Consider the following 18,039-nt stretch of genomic DNA (forward strand, 5'->3'; position numbering starts at 1 on the left):
CCTATTAGATGAACCGGGCCCTAAGGGCCTTCTTGTCCAGTTTGCCAACCGACGTTCTTGGCAAGCTGTCGGTAAACTCAATCCGGTCTGGGATCGCCCATTTTGAAATCGCCCCTTGGTCTACCGCCACATCGAACGCCATACGAAGACGGTCGTAGGTTTTTTCGGTTTCATCACAGCAGGTAACAATCAGCATAGGGCGTTCCCCCCATTTCGTGTCTGGAACGCCAATGGCGGCCGCTTCACTCACACCTTCAACGGTGCTCGCGAGGTTTTCCAATTCAAGCGAAGACACCCATTCGCCTCCGGTCTTGATCACATCTTTAACCCGGTCGGTGATCCGCAACGTGCCCGTTTCGTCGATGAACCCGACATCTCCAGTATGCAGCCAGCCGCCTTGCCAAAGTGCCCCCGTCCCGGCCTCGTTTTTCAGATAACCTTGAGTTAGCCAGGGCGCGCGCGCCACAATTTCTCCCGTCGTCCTTCCATCGCGAGGGGCATCGTTCATATCCCCATCAACCACACGGATTTGCACAAATGGCGCGGGTTTTCCTGTTGCAATCCGAGCACTCAGTGGTGTTTGCGGGTCCCGCGTGGCCATCATGTCCGCCACTGTCAGGAACGGACAGGTCTCTGACATGCCATAGGCAGCGTGCACGTCAACTCCGTGCTCTAATGCCTGCCTTGCCAGACCTTCGGACAGAGCAGAACCGCCTATGATGACCTTCCAGTTGCTGAGATCTGTTTGCGCGACTTCAGGTGCATTCAGAAGCATCGCAAGTATCGTCGGTACACAATGCGAGAACGTAACACCGTGCTTTTCGATTAGCCCCAACAGGCGGGCGGGATCGTAACGACCAGGATAGACTTGTTTAAGGCCCATCAATGTGGCGACATAGGGTATGCCCCAACCATGCACATGAAACAGCGGGGTTATCGGCATGTAGACATCGCTCCGGTTCAGCCCGCCGCCTGGTACCGGGCCTAACCCGGCCGCGACCGCCATTGTGTGCAAAACCAGTTGGCGCTGGGAGTAGCTGACCCCCTTGGGATCACCTGTGGTACCGGTCGTGTAGAAAAGCGTCGCTCGGATATTCTCGTCAAAATCCGGGAATTCTTGCTCCGGTTCGCACTGCTGCAGCAGGGCCTCGTACTCGCCTTCCGAGGACTCCACCTCGGGGAACACCCCATCGTCGCTGAGGATTACCAACCGCCAAGGCCGCTCGATCCGCTCAGAGATCTCGATTAGAAGTGGCAAAAAGTCGACGTGGCACAGGATTACGTCGTCCTCTGCATGGTTGATCGTGTAGAGGATCTGATCCGGCGACAATCGGATGTTCACGGTATGCAGCGTGGCCCCGATCATCGGAATAGCAAAGAAACACTCGAGATACCGATGGCTGTCCCAATCCAGAACGGCCACAACGCTACCCTCACCCAAGCCAAGTGAGCGCAACGCCCCTGCAGCCTGGCCGACGCGCCTGGCAAAAGTGCGGTAGTCATACCGCTTCGTATCGGCGTGTACGATCTCCTGATCTGGCGTGTTTGCCAGCGGCGTGGCGAGGATTTGCTTGATCAACAATGGGTAGGAATAGGCAGTCATGGGCATCTCCGATCGCCCCAGTCTTTGCGTTCTCCAGCCCTGCGGAACAAACAACAAAATCTCGGTCTTTGCCCAAACAAAAGAATACACATGCCTTTGCCATAACCAAAACGACCCCAATCTGGTCGCTATGGTTGTTTGTCTCGCTTCAAGCTTGCGCCGAATATGCCGGAAGCCTTGAAGGGAGGACCAAGGTGTACCGAATTATTCTGACCCGCCTGGCTCAGGGTTTACTAACCTTGCTCCTTGCTTCCATCATTATCTTCGGCGCGACGGAAATCCTTCCGGGCGACGTTGCTGAAGCCATTCTAGGACAAAGCCGCACCGAAGAATCGCTTGCCGCGCTTCGCGAAGAGATGGGACTCAACCGCCCTGCAGTAGTGCGTTATCTCGATTGGCTGGGCGGTATGATTCAAGGGGATCTGGGGACATCATTGGCCACCAAGCGACCTGTGGCTGACATGATAGAAAGCCGTATGTGGAACACTCTGCGGCTTGCGCTTTTGGCAGCGGCAATCTCGGTTCCGATGTCTTTGGCTCTTGGCCTTTGGTCCGCGATGCGCGCCGGTGGCCGGATCGACAAAACTCTTGCCATGACCACACTTGCGTTGATTGCAGTGCCTGAATTCTTCATTGGCCTCATTCTGATGAAAGTTTTTGCAGTCGAACTAAAGTGGCTCTCCGCGTCGGCCAACACGCGGCCCTACTTTGATTTCTGGCAGAATTTCCGGGCCTTGGCTCTCCCCGTAGCCACCCTCAGTTTTGCCGTTCTGGCGCACATGATGCGGATGACACGTTCGTCCGTCATCAACATCTTCACCTCCCCATACTTGGAGATGGCAGCACTCAAGGGCTTGCCCAAGCGAAGGCTGGTTTTGCGCCACGCGCTGCCTAACGCGCTGTCGCCGATCTTCACGGTTATTGCACTTAATCTGAGTTACATGGTGTCCGGTGTCATTATCGTTGAAACCGTGTTTGGCGTACCCGGCTTAACGCGGCTTCTGGTCGACGGTGTCACTCTGAGGGACATTCCACTCATCCAGGCCTGTGCAATGATTTTTGGCACTGTCTATATCCTTCTGAATCTACTGGCCGACGTCCTGTCCATCATGGCAAACCCGCGCTTAAGGTACCCAAAATGAGCGAAGCAACCGATATCCCCACTCCCCGGGCCTCTGTCTTTGCGGGCCTGCGCCTGACCTGGACTGCAGGTATTGCCGGCGCGGTGCTGCTGTTCTGGCTCATCCTTGCGTTTTTTGGGCCATGGATCGCACCCCATGGTGAAGCCGAAATCATCTCAGGCCAGACCTTTGCACCGATAGGCGAAGGCGGTTTGCTGGGTACTGACAAGCTGGGACGAGATGTATTGTCCCGCCTGATCTATGGAGTACGTACAACGCTGTTGCTGGCGCTTGTCACCACCATGATCTCTTTTTTATTCGGCGTCGCACTCGGTTTTGCCGCCGCGATTCTGAGAGGCTGGTTCGATATCGTAGTAAGCCGCGTTGTCGAGGCATTCATGGCTTTCCCCTCCACCCTATTGGCTTTGGTTGTCATAGGCGCCTTCGGTACTTCTATCACAGTGCTTGTTCTGACTGTTGGGTTGGTCCTCTCGACCAGCGTATTCCGTGTCTCTCGAGCACTTGGTTATGACATCGGCGTTATGGATTTTGTCGAGGCTGCCCGTGCGCGGGGCGAAGGCACCTGGTGGATTCTGACACGTGAGATCTTACCCAATTCCATGGCCCCCTTGATTGCCGAGTTTGGCCTTCGATTCACCTTTTCGATCCTGTTCCTTTCGGGCCTGTCGTTTCTTGGCCTAGGAGTGCAAGAACCTGCGGCCGACTGGGGGCTCATGGTGCAGGAAAACGTGGGTGGGCTGTTCCTCGGTTCGTCCGCAGCGCTTATACCAGCTGCATGCATTGCCTCCTTGACCGTTTCCATGAACCTGCTTGTTGACTGGTTCCAACAGCGCCAGCAAGGCGAAACTGTTCTGGAGAAGATCGACCAATGACCGACATTCTGACCATTAAGGACCTGCGCGTCGAGGGACGCCCCCCAGGCGGTAACTATGTGCCAATTGTCAAGGGCGTGTCCATGAGCGTCGCCAAGGGCGAGGTGTTGGCACTCATTGGCGAAAGCGGCTCGGGCAAATCTACGATCTCTCTGGCATCAATGGGCTTTGCCCGCCCCGGCTGTCGCATCTCAGGGGGTGAAGTCTGGCTGAACGGACGGGACATTATGAAATTACCCCCACGCGACCGCCACAGCTTGCGCGGGGACGAAGTGTCTTACGTGGCACAATCGGCGGCAGCCAGCTTCAATCCTGCGCTTAGGATCGGCAAGCAAGTTGTCGAGGCACCTCTTTGGCATGGCACCGGAGATGCCGAGACTCTGACCGCGAATGCAATAGAGCTTTACCGCAAACTTGACTTGCCCGCCGCGGAAACCGTCGGCGACAAGTTTCCACATCAGGTTTCGGGCGGTCAGTTGCAGCGCTTGATGGCTGCAATGGCCATGTCCTGTGGACCCGACCTTCTGATACTCGACGAACCCACCACTGCGCTTGACGTAACGACCCAGATCGAGGTGCTGAAAGCCTTTAAGGACATTATCCGCGATCAGGGTACCGCCGCGATTTATGTCACACATGATCTCGCCGTAGTCTCGCAGGTGGCTGACCGAATTCTAGTGCTAAAAAACGGCGAGATGGTCGAGGAAGGCACAACGGATCAGATCTTGCATCACCCACAGCACGAGTACACTCGCACACTGATGGAGGCTGTCCGTCCTGCTCCACACTTGGTGGATCACGTGGAGACAGATCTGGCTCAGAGGCCGGTGATTTCGGCACGGAACGTGACTGCGGGTTATGGAGCTCTGACCATTCTCTCTGATGTATCCGTCGATGTACCTGCCGCTTCGGTCGTGGGCGTAATTGGCGAAAGTGGTTGTGGAAAAAGCACACTTGCCCGAGTTGTTGCGGGCCTCACACCGTTAAAGGGCGGAGAAGTCCAACTCGATGGCAATACCGCCGCTCCAGCAGTGAAGGATCGGTCGATCGAAACGCTCAAGGATTGCCAGATCGTCTTTCAAATGGCTGACACGGCGCTAAATCCTCGGCAACGGATCAGCGATATCCTGGGCCGTCCTCTGGAATTCTATCTGAACCTCAAGGGGCGCGCACGCGCGCAGAAGGTCGGCGACCTCTTGGAACTGGTCGATCTTCCTCGCGATTTCGCCTCCCGCTATCCCGGAGAGCTGTCTGGTGGGCAAAAGCAACGCATTAATCTCGCTCGCGCGCTTGCCGCCGAGCCCAAGGTGATCCTTTGTGACGAGGTGACTTCGGCGCTGGACACCGTGGTGGCCGCAGGTGTGATCGAACTCCTGAAATCGCTGAAGGACAAACTGGGCGTCGCCTACATGTTTATCAGTCACGATCTTTCCACCGTAGCTTCTTTCGCCGATGAGGTGGTTGTACTGTATGCCGGACGTGTCGTCGAAAAGGGACCATCAAAAGCGGTTTTTCGCCCGCCTTTTCACCCCTACACAAAGCTGTTGCTATCTTCGGTGCCCGAGATGCGCCAAGGCTGGCTGGAAGGCGTGGCAGATACAAGCGAGGCAAAGGCGGCTAGCGCTGGCAGCGTCGAAATCGGTGCGCGGGGCTGCCCCTTCGCCAACCGCTGCACCCATATCATTGCGGGAACATGTGATACTCGGACTCCACCTTTGCATGACCTACCCGGTGGATTGAGCATCGCTTGCCATTTGACCCAGACGAACCTGCCCCTGGACTGACGTCGCCTCAGTCCACCAGCGCCTGGTAACTCAGAACTCTCAGCTCACGGCGCAGGGTATAGGCGCTCGAAGGAATTAGCTGCGTCATAAGTATCACAGTCATCTCCTCGATCGGGTCCACCCAAAAGGCGGTCGAGGCCATACCGCCCCAGGCAAATTCACCGGGTGAGCCGATGATCTTGGCCCGCGCCGGGTCTAACATCACCGACACACCGAGTCCGAAGCCAACCCCCTCAAAGGTAGTTTCGCTGAAATGAGCCTGTCCCCGGCTCGCCAAATCGCCGCCCATGTGATTGCATACCATTAGATCAAAAGCCTTGCGCCCCAGTAACCTGCCTCCGTCACATCTGCCGCGCCGAAGAAGCATCGTTGCAAAACGCTGGTAGTCGTCCATTGTGGAGAGCAACCCACCGCCCCCGCTTTCCAAGGTAACCGGCGCAATGAAACCTTTTTGATCATCAGAAGCAACAAAGCCGCCTGGCGCGCGGTCATAGAGCGTGGCCAAGCGGCCAGACTTATCGGCCGATACGGCGAAGCCTGTGTCCACCATTCCGAGCGGATCAAAGATCCGTGTCTTAAGAAATTCGCTGAGAGGCTGACCACTGATAACCTCGATCAAATGGCCGAGAACATCCGTCGAAAGGCCATAAAACCAACGGTCACCCGGCTGAAAGGCCAAGGGAAAACTCGCTAGCACTTCAACAGCTTCCGCCATCGTCGTAAGACCTCTGTCAAAGTCGAGACCGCTATCCGAAAGGGCACGCTCCAGCTCGTTTCCCTGCGGATCACCATAGACGATCCCCGCCTGGTGTGTGAGAAGATCATGGATTGTAATACCCCGGTCAGCTGGCTCGGTCTCGTTCAGAGCGTGACCAGGACCCTTCCAGACCTGCGGGTTTGCGAAATCTGGGAGAAAGTCGCAAACAGGCTGATCCAGTTGAAACGCCCCTTCTTCATAGAGCATAAGCAGGGCGAGCGAGGTCACAGGTTTGGTCATCGAATAGATGCGCCAAATAGTATCAGGTAATACAGGCCGCTTCGACTTTGCATCGGCAAATCCCGCACACTCCGAAAAACATATCTTTCCCCGGCGAGTTATTTGCACAGCCAGACCAGAAAGGCGTCCCTCATGCACATGGGCGTTCATCCAATTGGTGATGCGCGACAGCTTAATCGGGTCTAATCCCAAGGTATCTTCTGGTTGCAAGTCGTCAGCTCCATATTGTCTCAACGTCAATCTGCTCCGAGATTCTCTTGGCGTTCAAGCGATAGATAATCTATCTATAACCTAACTGAAATTATGCTTGAGTTGGCCATGAGTACACGGCGACTTCCCCACCTGACCTGGCTGCGCGCATTCGAAGCGTCGGCCAGGCATCTGAGCTTTACCCATGCGGCGCAGGAACTGAACCTGACACAAGCAGCGATCAGCAAACAAGTGAAATTGCTAGAGCATTACTTGCGCGAGCCGCTCTTTGAGCGCAAACCCAGAAGTCTGGTCCTGACCAAAGTGGGCGCCGCCTATCTACCGAAGGTCAGAGACGGCTTTGAACGCCTGGCCGCGGGAACCGAGGAAGTGTTTGGCCTGCGGCGCTCCGAAGTCCTGACCGTGCGGGCGCCGGTCGGGTATTCAGTTAACTGGATCGCGCCGCGACTTCAGGGATTCTTTGACCGCCACCCGGACACAGAAGTGCGTCTGGTCTCAAGTGTATGGGGAGATCAGTTCGACAATGAGCGGTTTGATCTCGATATCCAATACGGCACAGGGAAGTGGCCAGGATACAAAGCCGACCGGTTAACTTGGGAGGTGATCAAACCGGTTTGCTCTCCAATTTTGCTTGAAGGTTCCAAAGCGATCCGCAAACCAGATGATCTTGCCCACCATCGCCTGCTACACGTGCTCGGTTATGAGGAGGGTTGGGCTGACTGGTTGCGTTATGCAAAGGCAAGCGGTGTCAACTCGGGCCAGGGGTTACAGTTCGACACCTCGCTGCTTGCTTTCGAGTTTGCCTCTCGTGGTGGCGGTGTAGCTTTAGCACGGTCCTCAATGTGCGGCGTCGAGATCGAGCGTGGACGACTTGTTGAACCCTTCGAGCTCGAAGCGCCCCTGCAGGAGGCTTTCTACTTGATCGCACCGGAAGCGGATCGCGACCATCCTGATGCCCAAAATTTTCGCGAGTGGCTGATCGAGACGTCAGAAAACGACCTCGAAAACAAGCGCATTCGAGAGACCTATCTGGCTTGAAGCCGCACGCCTGCGTCAAGACGAATGGTCTCGCCGTTCAGCATAGGGTTTTGGATGATGTTAACGGCAAGGCGCCCAAATTCCGCGGGCTCGCCAAACCTGTTTGGAAACATCCGGCCATCTAGCATCCCGTCGATTACCTCCTGCGGAATATGATCAGCGATCGGAGTGCGAAACAATCCGGGCGCAATTGTCATGACCCGCACTCCGCGGGGCATGAATTCACGGGCGGCCTGCAATGTCAGACTGGCAATCGCGCCCTTTGAAGCCACATAAGCCCCCTGCCCAATTTGACCCTCGATTGAAGTAATCGAGCCTGTGTTGATGATAATCCCGCGCTCGCCATCTTGATTGAGCGGCTCCTGCTGCATCATCCGGGCTGCGCATTTCGTCATGACGCTGACGGTTCCCATTAGGTTGACGTTGATCACCCTCGCGAATGCTTCCATATCAACTGGACCGTCCCGTCCGACAAGTCGCATACCGCCGGGGATGCCCGCACAGTTGACAACTATGCGAATTGGTCCGCTCCGGTCTTCGGCCAGATCCAAAGCGGCCTCGACCGCAGAACTGTTGATAACATCACAACCTATGCCAAGCGCGCCGATTTCCGCTGCCGCGTTTTTTGCCCGAACTTCATCGAGGTCCAGCAAGGTAACTCGTGCTCCGGCTTTGCTGAGCGCCTGTGCAGTAGCAAGCCCCAGTCCTGATCCTGCCCCGGTCACGATCGCAGATAGTCCTTCAATATCCATGCGTGATAATCTCCGTTTGTTCAGAACTTCTTAACCCAGAACCAGAAGGTAAACATCGAAGTTCTATTTACCCTTTGGCCAACCAAAAATCATTTTGCCTCCGCGTGCAGTGCAATATGTCGGGACGGTCGGGTCACAAACCTGCGCTGTTGTTTCGAACAATTGCTCCGCGATAAGCGACTTCGGGCGGGTTGAGTTACACCCGCGACATGCCTTGTTGACAACTTCGGCAGGATATCCCGACAGACGTAAATGCCGCGCTGAGAAGAAGTTCAGTTTAGGTGATCGAAACTGGATGATCGAAGAGTGGGTCGGATCACTCTAAAAGATTCAGCCTAGGTCAAGGACTGCAAAGCGGCCAATCCGTGCCTTCCCCGCTGGCACTTAGCTCGGCAACTGCAAACCCGTCAAATGACAGAAAGGCAGACGTCTCGAAGCGTTGTGGCCAGCTCTCCCATATAGGTGTCATCGTAACCCGAGTCATTCTCCAGCACACTTAAGAATGCACAGCTGGTGCCGGTGACCATATCCACCATGAGGAACTGCCCTCCATAGCCAGCATGACCGATTAATCGACCGTCGGTCATGGTCTGGTTTGAGTACTTGAGCCAATTCTTGGGTGGTGTCATCGCTGGCGCGCGGCGGATCAGAGTTTCTTGCAGGAAACCGATGTTGGCCATAGGTCGACCGTGCAGGTCGCGGCCTTCCCGAGCCAGTAGCAACCCGAACCGCGCGAGGTCGCGCACGCTTAGGCAACCGCCACCGGAAAACGCTGGGTGCCCGTCCTTGCTGAGGCTGATGTGAAACGCGCCCTCGTATCCTGCGGCATCAGCAATCTCTTCGATTTGTTCAGCTAGTGGAATGGGTGAAACCTCGGCCGCTATCAGGGTCAGGACATCCGTGTTCGCGGATTTATAGTCGGCTTGTCGCACCCCCGAGTTTGCCCTGAAACCAGTGATCGAGGCCGCAAATTCCGCAAGCGTGATTTCCTTTTCACCCACGCGGGGCAAGCGCCAACCCAGGGCGACCTCTTCAGTATAGCAGTCGGCATCGGGGTCAGCATAATCCTCGGTGAAGTCGTTATCGACACTCATGTCGAGCAGAGATTGAATGCTGGCCTCGGCATACCCGCTGCCCATATCCGGCAAATAATCCCGGACCTGCGCGTTCAATGACAACAGCCCCTTCGCAAGCAGCCGACCTATGATCAAGTGGATGTGCAGCTTTGTCACCGACTGGATGGAGTGCGGCGCTGAAGTCGAAAAATCATCTGCGGCTTTTTCCAGAATGATCTTGTCGTTCTTTAAACAGCAGAACGCAGAGAACGCCGGATGGGCAAGCATTTGTTCCAGTTCAGGCACACGGGCGCACAGATTCTGCTCGGCGGTTTCCAACTGCAAAACCTCTCTGGAACGCACCATGAGACATCGGCGAAACAGCCGATATGCGTTGTGGAACCCATGCCGGCGAAATTCCGGCTGGTTCCACCGTTGCTTGTTGTCGTCTCCAATAGCCAGATCGGGATTGGGTATGATCCTATTCCTGCTCATGACCGGGGCACCTGGATCAAGGCATCAACGGCGACGATGTGATCTAGGTAGACAAACACCGGGTTGATCTCGACCTCTGCGACCTGGCTGCGCGCCTCTAGGAACGCCGCACAAAACCGGTGCAGCGCATCCGAAATTCGCGGAATGTCCGCCTTTTGACTGCCCCGGTACCCTTCCAACAATCGAGCTACACGGAGCGAACACAATGCGCGCTCGATTTCGTCTTTTGAGGCAGGCAACAACACAGTGCGCGCATCTCGGATCAATTCGGTCAATACACCGCCGCTACCGATCACCAAGCTGGGACCAAATTGCGGATCAGCACGCAGCGTGACGATCAGCTCTGCAAGCGGCTTGGGCGACATGGCTTCGATCAGGAAGCGATCCGTCACCGCCGCGCGGTCATAAGCCGCAACCGTTGCCGTCATTACCTGGATCGCCGAGGACAGCCCCTCCGCATCCTTGATCCCCAAAGCGACCGCGCCCGCTTCGGTCTTGTGAGGTAAGCTTGGTGACATCATTTTCAGCGCGACCGGATAGCCGATATCCTGCGCAACGCCAGCTGCCTCGGCCGCGTTGCAGACATGTCCGTTTGGCACAGCAACAGCCCTTTGCCTGAGCCAGGATTTACCTTTGTCTTCGGTCAATACCACTGGGTTCGGGATAGTTGCACCGGGTCGCAAGGCAGCAGGCCGGTCAATCCTTGTCCGCGCCCTTACTTCGGACCACCAAATTGCGTCGCGCATGGCATTCAACGTCTCATGAATACCCTGCATAGGCGCAACCCCCAGTTCTATGAGATGCCTGCGGGTCCCACGATCAAGATTTTCAGGTAAGGTCGCGCAGATCGCTGCCGGGACGGAGTGTTCCTGAGCGGCCTGCGCAAAAGCTGCAGCATCGTTCTGGTAGTAGATCTTGGACGCGTCCAACCCTTCTGCCGGGTAGTCCTGTACCAGAACAGCCAGATCCGCGTTAAGGGCAGATAGCGCCGTGGCAAAAACCGGGTAAGTCTTATCGCCCTGTCCCCAGATCGGGGTCGTATAATCCAGCGGGTTGGAAACCGTCGCAATCTCAGGCAGCAAACTGGTCAGGCTTTCCTGCCCTGCAGAGCCCACTTTGGGAAAGCACACACCAATCCTTTCCGAGTGGTCTGCGAGCATCGTCGCCCCGCCCCCAGAACAGGTAAAGCCAGCGACACGCCTGCCTTGCGGCGCGCCTGCTACGCAGAGGTACTTCAGCGTTTCCAGAAACTGCGACGGGCTGGTGACGTCGATCACCCCGGTGCGATCAAACAGTGCCTGATAAAGCTCGCTCGAACCAGACAGAGAGCCGGTGTGACTGACCGTCAGAGTCGCCCCAATGGCGGAATTGCCGGTCTTCAGTGCGACAACCGGAACCCCCCGATCCAGTGCTTTCAGCGCGGCGCGTTCAAAAGCAGCAATGTCACGCAACCCTTCGATGTGCAATCCAATGGCGCGCACAGCCGGGTCTTCAGCAAAGGCATCCAGGAATTCCTCAATCCCCAAGACCGCCTGATTGCCTGCAGAAACCATGTAGGCCATTGGCAATGAACGCGCGCTCATGGTGATGTCGGATGAGAACATACCAGACTGGGTAACGATCGCTGCACCGTATCCCGGCGACCAGCCGCCATGTTCAAATGACCAAAGAGCGGCATTGTCGACATAGTTGATCATGCCATAACAGTTTGGGCCGATCAGAGCCATATCTCCGGCGGCTTCGATCAGATCTCGTTCCGATTGTATGTCGCCAGTTTCCTTGAAGCCCGCGGAAAAACAAACGACACCACCTGCACCCATCTGTTCCAATTCTCTCAGGGCATCCGTCACCCCGGCCGCAGGGATAGCGAGATAGACGGCATCAGGTGGCTCCGGCAGGTCCGAGATGCTGGGAACACAGCCCACGCCATCCAGATCGGCGCGTTTGGGATTAACGGCCCACATTTTCCCTTGAAATCCACGCCGACGGGCTTCGCGCACGGCAATGGTCGCATCACGTCCACCAATAAACGCGATGTGGCGCGGCTTTAAAAGACGCTCAAGATTTTCGCGCCGCGCCGGCGTCATGCGCCAAGTGGCCTCAGGATGGACCTGGTGATGATGTGGCGTTGGATTTCGCTGGTGCCGTCCCAAATCCGCTCCAATCGGCTATCGCGCCAGAACCGTTGGATCGGCATTTCCTCCATCAATCCCATGCCACCAAAAATCTGAACGGCATCATCGGCGATCTTGTTGAGCATCTCTGAGCAGTAAACCTTGACCATTGCCGCATCTGCATCACCCATGACACCCGTTTCGGCACGTGCAACGGCGTCTTGCACCATCAGATCGGCCGCGCGCAACGTCATCGCACCGTCCGCCAAACGGAAGCCGGTGGCCTGAAACGTACCGATCGGTTTACCGAATTGCTTGCGCGTTGCGGCCCACTCGGTCGCCAGATCAAGGATGCGTTCGGCCTTACCGCAGCAGGTCGCGCCGACCCAGATACGCCCCATGCCGAGCCACTTTCCCGACAGCTCAAGCCCGCGACCCTCTTCGCCCAGGATCTGGTCCGGACCAAGACGCACATTGTCGAAACTCAACTCAAAAGTCTTGTAACCGCGATAGCTGACGCAATGCGTCCCTTCGCGGCAGTCGAACCCCGGAAGGCCCACATCGACCAGAAAAGCCGTCACCCGTTTGCGTGGGCCGCGTGGTGTTTCATCTGTACCAGTTGCAGCAAAGACAATCGCGAAATCCGGCATGCAGGGACCGGAGATAAAGTGCTTGGATCCATTCAGGATCCAGTCATCCCCGTCGCGTATCGCATTGGTCTTCATCCCCATTACATCCGAACCTGCGTCAGGCTCTGTCAAGGCAAAGAGCTCACGCTTTTCACCGCGCACGGCAGGAAGCAAATATCGCTCACGCTGGTCTCCTTCGCAGGCCATCAGCAATTCGGTCGGGCGCGCCGCCCAGCTTTGCAGCGCATGGCTTGTACGGCCGTATTCCCGCTCGATCAGGGACATGGGCCCATATCCCAGCCCTCCGCCACCGACCTCTTCGGGCAGGTTGCAGGCGAAGAGGCCCAATTCATGCGACCTCGCCTCAATCTGGCGGCCGATCTCCTCGGGCACATAGCCTAGGCGATCCACCTCTTCTTCATGCGGATACATCTCTGTTTCGACAAATCGGCGAACAGTGCTAACCAGAAGCTCTGTTTCGTGACTGGTTTCCAGATTCATGGCAACCTCATTCATTCTGCCTGAGCCCGTGCGTTTCGCCGCGACAGTACCGCAGAGACGGCAAAGGCAATCAGGGTGATGGCAATCAGGATCACGGCAGCGGCAGCCACTGTCGGATCGGTGTTTTCACGGATGCCGTTCCACATGCGGCGCGGCAGCGTGTAGACGCTGTATTTCGAGATGAACAAGGTCACCACGATTTCATCCCAGCTGAGGATAAAGGCAAAAAGCGCCCCGGCAAAAACCCCCGGCCTGATCGAAGGCAGGATCACCCGGCGCATGGTGGTCCAGTTAGAGGCCCCGAGGTTCTTGGAGGCTTGTTCAAGCTTAGGATCAAACGTTGCCAAGGACGCGCTGACCGTGATCAGCACCATGGGGGCCGCCAGTATTGTATGCGCAAGGATCAAACCGGCGTAGCTGTCCAGGAGACCCAGAGGTATCCACAACCGATAAAACGCCATGGCGGAAATAATCTGCGGTATGATCAATGGCAGCAGCAGAAAGGCGCGCACCAGTTCGCTGAAACGCGACGAAACCCGCCACAGCCCGATCGCGCAAAGCGTGCCCAATAGCGTCGCAAGCGCAGAACAGGACACGGCAATAACACCACTTTGGAAAAAGCTCGAAAGCCATTCTTCGCTGGTGAACAGCTTTTGGAAATGGCGCAGCGAATACTCACCCTGCGGCATGGACAAAAAGCGTTTTGGCGTCAGTGAAACAGGGATGGCGATCAAGGCCGGTGTGACCAGAAACAACAGCAGCACCCAGGCCCCCACGCGGTTGAAAAATGAGAACAGGCCCGGCTTCATCGCGTTGCCCCCCCGAACACCGTGCTCAGCTTCATGAACCGCGACATGATCCAAAGCATCGCCAGAACGCCGAACAACATGATGGCCGCCAGCATCGCCGCTGTGCCCCACTTCAAGGTCACCAGTAGCTGAACCGAGATGTATTCCGCCACCATCAGCACCTTGCCGCCGCCCAATACGGCCGGTGTGACATAAAACCCGAGGCTGAGGATGAAAACCAACAGGGTCGAAGCCACAAGCCCCGGCATGGTCATCGGCAGGTAGACCCGCCAGAAGGTCTGGCTTCCGCTGGCCCCCAGGTTGCGCGAGGCGTCCATCACCCTCTGATCAATGGATTGCATCGAGACCAGCAATGGCAACACCGCATAGGGGATCATGTAATGCACCATTCCAATCAGAACGCCCAACTCATTGCGCATGAAGGCGATGGGTTCAGCAACCAGGCCGATGTCTTCCAATGTGACATTGACCAGCCCCTTGCGTCCCAGCAACATGAGCCAGGCGAAGGTGCGTACGAGGATGGAGATCCAGAACGACACCAATAGCAGGGTCAGCATGTAAGTCTTCTGGCGTTGATGGCAGTGCACCATCGCGTAGGCGATGGAATAGCCGAAAATGACGCTGAAGACCGTCGTGATGATGCAGATGCGTACCGTGGTCCAGACAATGCGGATCAGGGCGTCACCTTCCGTAAGCTTGGCATAGTTGCCGAACCCGGGCTCGGGGTCTGTCACGCTTAGCCAAAGGATATTCAGGATCGGCCCCAGATAGAGCGCGACCACCATCAGCAGCAAAGGCGCGATAATCAGCCATCCTGGGTGGATATGACGGTTTAAGGCTTGCATCCAGAGCTTTCGGAAAGGGTTTGGCAACCCGACCCTTAGGATCGGGTGACCATAAGCTAAAGCGATCAGCTGATCGCTTCGAGGAAGGCATTCACCGCGTCGCCACCGTTGTTGCCCCACCATTCCGGATCGTTGTAGACGATCTTGTCGATGTTCATGGCCGAGGTGATCGCATAAGGCTGTTGGTCCTCGGGGATCTGGCCAAAGGCCTCGGGATTTGACGGGGTCATGCCAAGGCAATCCAACAGCGCCAACTGCGCTGGTATGTCCTGCGCCGTGGCGATGAAATCCATGACTGCGGCACCAGCGGGGTTGCCCTTAGGCACGATATACGCCCCCGGCATCGCCATCGCCTGATTGTTCACCAACTTGTACTGGCCATCAGTGTCGTTTTCGATGTTGCGACCCCGGTTCTGCCAGATGATCGCCATCGAGACCTCGTTGTTGACCACCATCGAGTGAACTTCCGATCCCGAGCCCCAGTAAAGGCTGTCATCTTTGATCGACTGGATTTTGTTCAGAGCGCGTTCCATATCAAGCGGGTAGAGATCGCTGCCAGCGACGCCATCGGCCATCAATGCGGCCTCGAGCGACCCATTTGCCCATTTGTAAAGCGCACGGGTCCCGGGGAACTTCTCGGTATCAAAGAAATCGGCCCAGTTTTGCGGTGGATTATCGCCATAGGCTTCAGTGTCATACACAAAGGCATACCCGTAGAGGATGATCGACACCCCATATTCCAGCGCATAGCCGGGCAGCGTTTTCTCCTTGGACACCACGGAATAGTCAATCGGCTCCAGATGCCCGGTTGGTCCAAGTGACACGGCGTTGAACAAATCCGCATCAGCCACATCGGCAGTCACATTGCCACTGTCGACCATTTCCTTGATCTTGCCTTCCAACGGACCAGAGGTATCAAACTTCAAACCTTTGCCGGTTTTGGCGGTAAAGGCCTCACCGATGGCCGAGCCATGGCATTCTTCGGATTGGCCGCCCCAGTTCCACATCACGACATGGTCCGCCGCCGCTTCGGCGTCGCCCGCCAGTACCGCATTCATTGCGACACCCGAGGCACCGCAAAGCGCCAGAAACGTGCGTCGATCCATACGGCCAGCCCTAAACGCCTGGGCGCTTTCGGCAAGTATTTCCTTTTTGAATTGTTTATCGTGCATTTTCTTCCTCCCATTTGATCCGAGATTTGACTCGGCTTTCGGTCATGACGCCTCTGGGCGTTCTGTGTTGGGGTGCCTAGCCCGCTTGTAGCTCCACTGCTGCTGAGTCTTTCCAAAGCAAATCCACCCGCACCCCCTCCGCCAGATCAGAGGCGTTGCGCCAGACGTCGATATCAACCTCAATCTCGGCCCCTTCGTCGGTGTCCACGATGATCCTCTGCATCGAGCCGAAATAGGTGATGCTGCGAATGGCGCCCCTCATCCGGGCCTCGGTGTTTTCGTTGCCGGGCATCAGATCAATTTTTTCCGGGCGCAGCGCAAAGACCTTTCCGTTTTGATGAATAAAGTTCGATTTCCCCAGAAAGCTGGCGGTGAACTGATTGATCGGGCGCTCGTACAGCTCTTTTGGCGTTCCGACCTGCTCGATCGCGCCGTCGCGCATGATCACGATGCGGTCAGACATCGACAGTGCCTCTTCCTGATCATGCGTGACATAGATGAAGGTAGTGCCAACGCGGCGATGAATGTCCTTGAGCTGCTCCTGCACTTCGACACGCAGCTTTTTGTCCAGCGCTCCCAGCGGTTCGTCCAGCAACAGCACAGGCGGCGCAAAACACAAGGCACGTGCAAGGGCCACACGTTGTTGCTGACCACCAGACAATTGCCCCGGTTTGCGATCTGCAAACTCCTGAAGCTGAACCAGCTCCAGCATCTCGTCGACACGGTTCCGAATTTCGTCGGCGGGGCGTTTACGTACGCTTAGCGCATAACCTACGTTGTCGCGAACAGTCATATGGGGGAACAGAGCATATCCTTGAAACACCATGCCGAAATTGCGCTTTTCGGCGGGCACATCCGAGATGGACGCACCGTCCAGCGCAATCTCTCCTTTCGATATGTCGAGAAACCCGGCGATCATCATCAACAAGGTGGTTTTGCCCGATCCCGACGGGCCCAACAGCGTCAGGAACTCTCCATTTCGGATATCCAGGCAGATGTCGTTGACAGCACGGAACTGACCAAAAAACTTGGAGACATCGCGAATTTGCAAGCTACCGGTTTGGGTTGGATCAGCCATCCGCCCCCCTCAGGTTCAGCTTGTTGCGCGACTCTTGCGGTGTCAGGATCCGCCCACCCATCCGTTCGATAATCTCTCGGGCGCGGGTGACAAGCTGGCCGTTTGTCGCCAGAACCCCGCGATCAAGGTAGATGTTGTCCTCAAGACCGACACGCACATTCCCGCCAAGCGCGACAGCTGCGGCTGCCATCGGCATCTGCCCCCGCCCAATCCCAAAACTGGCCCAGCTGGCGCCTACGGGCAGTTGCGCCTTCATAGCCGCCATGGTTTCCACCGTTTGATCGGCCCCCCATGGAATTCCAAGGCACAACTGGAACATCGGCGGAGCATCAATCAGCCCCTCCTCCACCATCGCCTTGGCAAATCGGATATGGCCGAGATCAAAGACCTCAAGCTCGGGCTTCACACCCCATTCCTGAACCAGTGCCGCCATCCGACGCAGTGTCGGTGGCGTGGAAATATAGATCATGTCCGTGTCGGAAAAATTCAGCGTGCCACAATCGAGAGAGCAGATTTCAGGCAGGCATTCCTTGATATGGGCCAGCCGTTCTTCCGGGCCGATCATGTCGGTGCCCGGACCGGGCATGGCGGGATTGGACGGGTCTGAAATCCAATCGCCCCCCATACCTGCCGTGACATTGATGACCACATCGGTATCGCTTTCGCGTATTCGGTCCACGATTTCCTTGAAGAGCGCCGGATCGCGTGAGCCCTGCCCTGTTTCAGGATCACGCGCATGCACATGCGCGGCAGAGGCCCCTGCCCTGGCGGCTTCGATTGCCGCATCAGCAATTTCTTTCGGGGTCACCGGCACGTGAGAGCTCTTGCCGGTCGTATCTCCCGCACCGGTAACTGCGCAGGTCAGCACAACTTCGTAGGTCATATCCGAGCCCCCCTTTTTACCTAGATTGCCGCGCGATTGACGGATAAAGATGTCGATTAT

Annotated in this window: 15 protein-coding genes; 4 read left to right on the forward strand and 11 right to left on the reverse strand. The window is 56.5% G+C overall.

Annotation, left to right across the window (positions count from 1 at the left end; translation table 11 throughout):
• Window positions 1-4: 4 nt before the first annotated feature.
• Window positions 5-1,603, reverse strand: coding sequence for a fatty acid--CoA ligase (locus ACR0KS_RS19570; RefSeq protein WP_480693313.1), 1,599 nt, complete (start codon window positions 1,601-1,603; stop codon window positions 5-7).
• A gap of 68 nt (window positions 1,604-1,671) precedes the next feature.
• Between ACR0KS_RS19570 and ACR0KS_RS19575 the strand changes: the two genes are divergently transcribed.
• Genes ACR0KS_RS19575 through ACR0KS_RS19585 form a run of 3 tightly spaced genes read left to right on the forward strand, consistent with a single transcriptional unit; the run spans window position 1,672 to window position 5,401 of the window.
• Window positions 1,672-2,745 (forward strand): ABC transporter permease, encoded by a 1,074-nt coding sequence (locus ACR0KS_RS19575; protein WP_480693314.1) that lies wholly within the window; start codon window positions 1,672-1,674, stop codon window positions 2,743-2,745.
• Window positions 2,742-3,617 carry an ABC transporter permease gene (locus tag ACR0KS_RS19580; RefSeq protein WP_142638852.1) on the forward strand — a complete coding sequence of 292 codons (876 nt, stop codon included), beginning with the start codon at window positions 2,742-2,744 and terminating at the stop codon, window positions 3,615-3,617. The genes ACR0KS_RS19575 and ACR0KS_RS19580 overlap by 4 nt, the downstream gene beginning before the upstream one ends.
• Complete coding sequence (locus ACR0KS_RS19585; protein WP_170568157.1) at window positions 3,614-5,401, forward strand: ABC transporter ATP-binding protein; 1,788 nt, start codon at window positions 3,614-3,616, stop codon at window positions 5,399-5,401. The genes ACR0KS_RS19580 and ACR0KS_RS19585 overlap by 4 nt, the downstream gene beginning before the upstream one ends.
• Before the next feature lie 7 nt (window positions 5,402-5,408).
• Here the strand turns inward: ACR0KS_RS19585 and ACR0KS_RS19590 are convergent, their stop codons facing one another.
• Window positions 5,409-6,608, reverse strand: a complete 1,200-nt coding sequence (locus ACR0KS_RS19590; RefSeq protein ID WP_480693315.1) for a serine hydrolase domain-containing protein — start codon at window positions 6,606-6,608, stop codon at window positions 5,409-5,411.
• Window positions 6,609-6,701: 93 nt separating this feature from the next.
• On the opposite strand from ACR0KS_RS19590, the gene gcvA reads away from it, so the two are divergent.
• Entirely contained in the window at window positions 6,702-7,646 is a 945-nt protein-coding gene (gene gcvA, locus ACR0KS_RS19595; RefSeq protein WP_480693316.1) for a transcriptional regulator GcvA, read from the forward strand.
• On the opposite strand, the gene ACR0KS_RS19600 is transcribed toward gcvA, so the two are convergent.
• The 9 genes from ACR0KS_RS19600 to ACR0KS_RS19640 all read right to left on the reverse strand — a co-directional run bounded on the left by ACR0KS_RS19600 (window position 7,634) and on the right by ACR0KS_RS19640 (window position 17,979).
• Complete coding sequence (locus tag ACR0KS_RS19600; RefSeq protein ID WP_170568159.1) at window positions 7,634-8,398, reverse strand: SDR family NAD(P)-dependent oxidoreductase; 765 nt, start codon at window positions 8,396-8,398, stop codon at window positions 7,634-7,636. The two genes, gcvA and ACR0KS_RS19600, sit on opposite strands and share 13 nt — an antisense overlap.
• Window positions 8,399-8,805: 407 nt before the next feature.
• A complete protein-coding gene (locus tag ACR0KS_RS19605; RefSeq protein WP_170568160.1) occupies window positions 8,806-9,948 on the reverse strand; it encodes a serine hydrolase domain-containing protein in 1,143 nt (380 codons plus the stop codon).
• The gene (locus tag ACR0KS_RS19610) at window positions 9,945-12,035 is read right to left on the reverse strand and encodes an acetate--CoA ligase family protein (RefSeq protein ID WP_170568161.1); all 2,091 of its coding nucleotides are present in this window, start codon (window positions 12,033-12,035) and stop codon (window positions 9,945-9,947) included. The genes ACR0KS_RS19605 and ACR0KS_RS19610 overlap by 4 nt, the downstream gene beginning before the upstream one ends.
• Window positions 12,032-13,192 (reverse strand): acyl-CoA dehydrogenase family protein, encoded by a 1,161-nt coding sequence (locus ACR0KS_RS19615; RefSeq protein WP_170568162.1) that lies wholly within the window; start codon window positions 13,190-13,192, stop codon window positions 12,032-12,034. The genes ACR0KS_RS19610 and ACR0KS_RS19615 overlap by 4 nt, the downstream gene beginning before the upstream one ends.
• A gap of 11 nt (window positions 13,193-13,203) precedes the next feature.
• Complete coding sequence (locus ACR0KS_RS19620; RefSeq protein ID WP_170568163.1) at window positions 13,204-14,001, reverse strand: ABC transporter permease; 798 nt, start codon at window positions 13,999-14,001, stop codon at window positions 13,204-13,206.
• Window positions 13,998-14,846, reverse strand: a complete 849-nt coding sequence (locus ACR0KS_RS19625; protein WP_170568164.1) for an ABC transporter permease — start codon at window positions 14,844-14,846, stop codon at window positions 13,998-14,000. Before ACR0KS_RS19625 ends, ACR0KS_RS19620 begins: the two co-directional genes overlap by 4 nt.
• A 65-nt stretch (window positions 14,847-14,911) precedes the next feature.
• Window positions 14,912-16,018, reverse strand: coding sequence for an extracellular solute-binding protein (locus ACR0KS_RS19630; RefSeq protein WP_170568165.1), 1,107 nt, complete (start codon window positions 16,016-16,018; stop codon window positions 14,912-14,914).
• Window positions 16,019-16,094: 76 nt separating this feature from the next.
• Window positions 16,095-17,096: an ABC transporter ATP-binding protein gene (locus ACR0KS_RS19635; RefSeq protein WP_170568166.1), complete on the reverse strand. Its 1,002-nt coding sequence runs from the start codon at window positions 17,094-17,096 to the stop codon at window positions 16,095-16,097.
• Window positions 17,089-17,979 (reverse strand): beta-keto acid cleavage family enzyme, encoded by an 891-nt coding sequence (locus tag ACR0KS_RS19640; RefSeq protein WP_120981302.1) that lies wholly within the window; start codon window positions 17,977-17,979, stop codon window positions 17,089-17,091. The genes ACR0KS_RS19635 and ACR0KS_RS19640 overlap by 8 nt, the downstream gene beginning before the upstream one ends.
• Window positions 17,980-18,039 lie beyond the last annotated feature (60 nt).

It is taken from the genome of Ruegeria sp. BC7 (genome assembly GCF_056539165.1).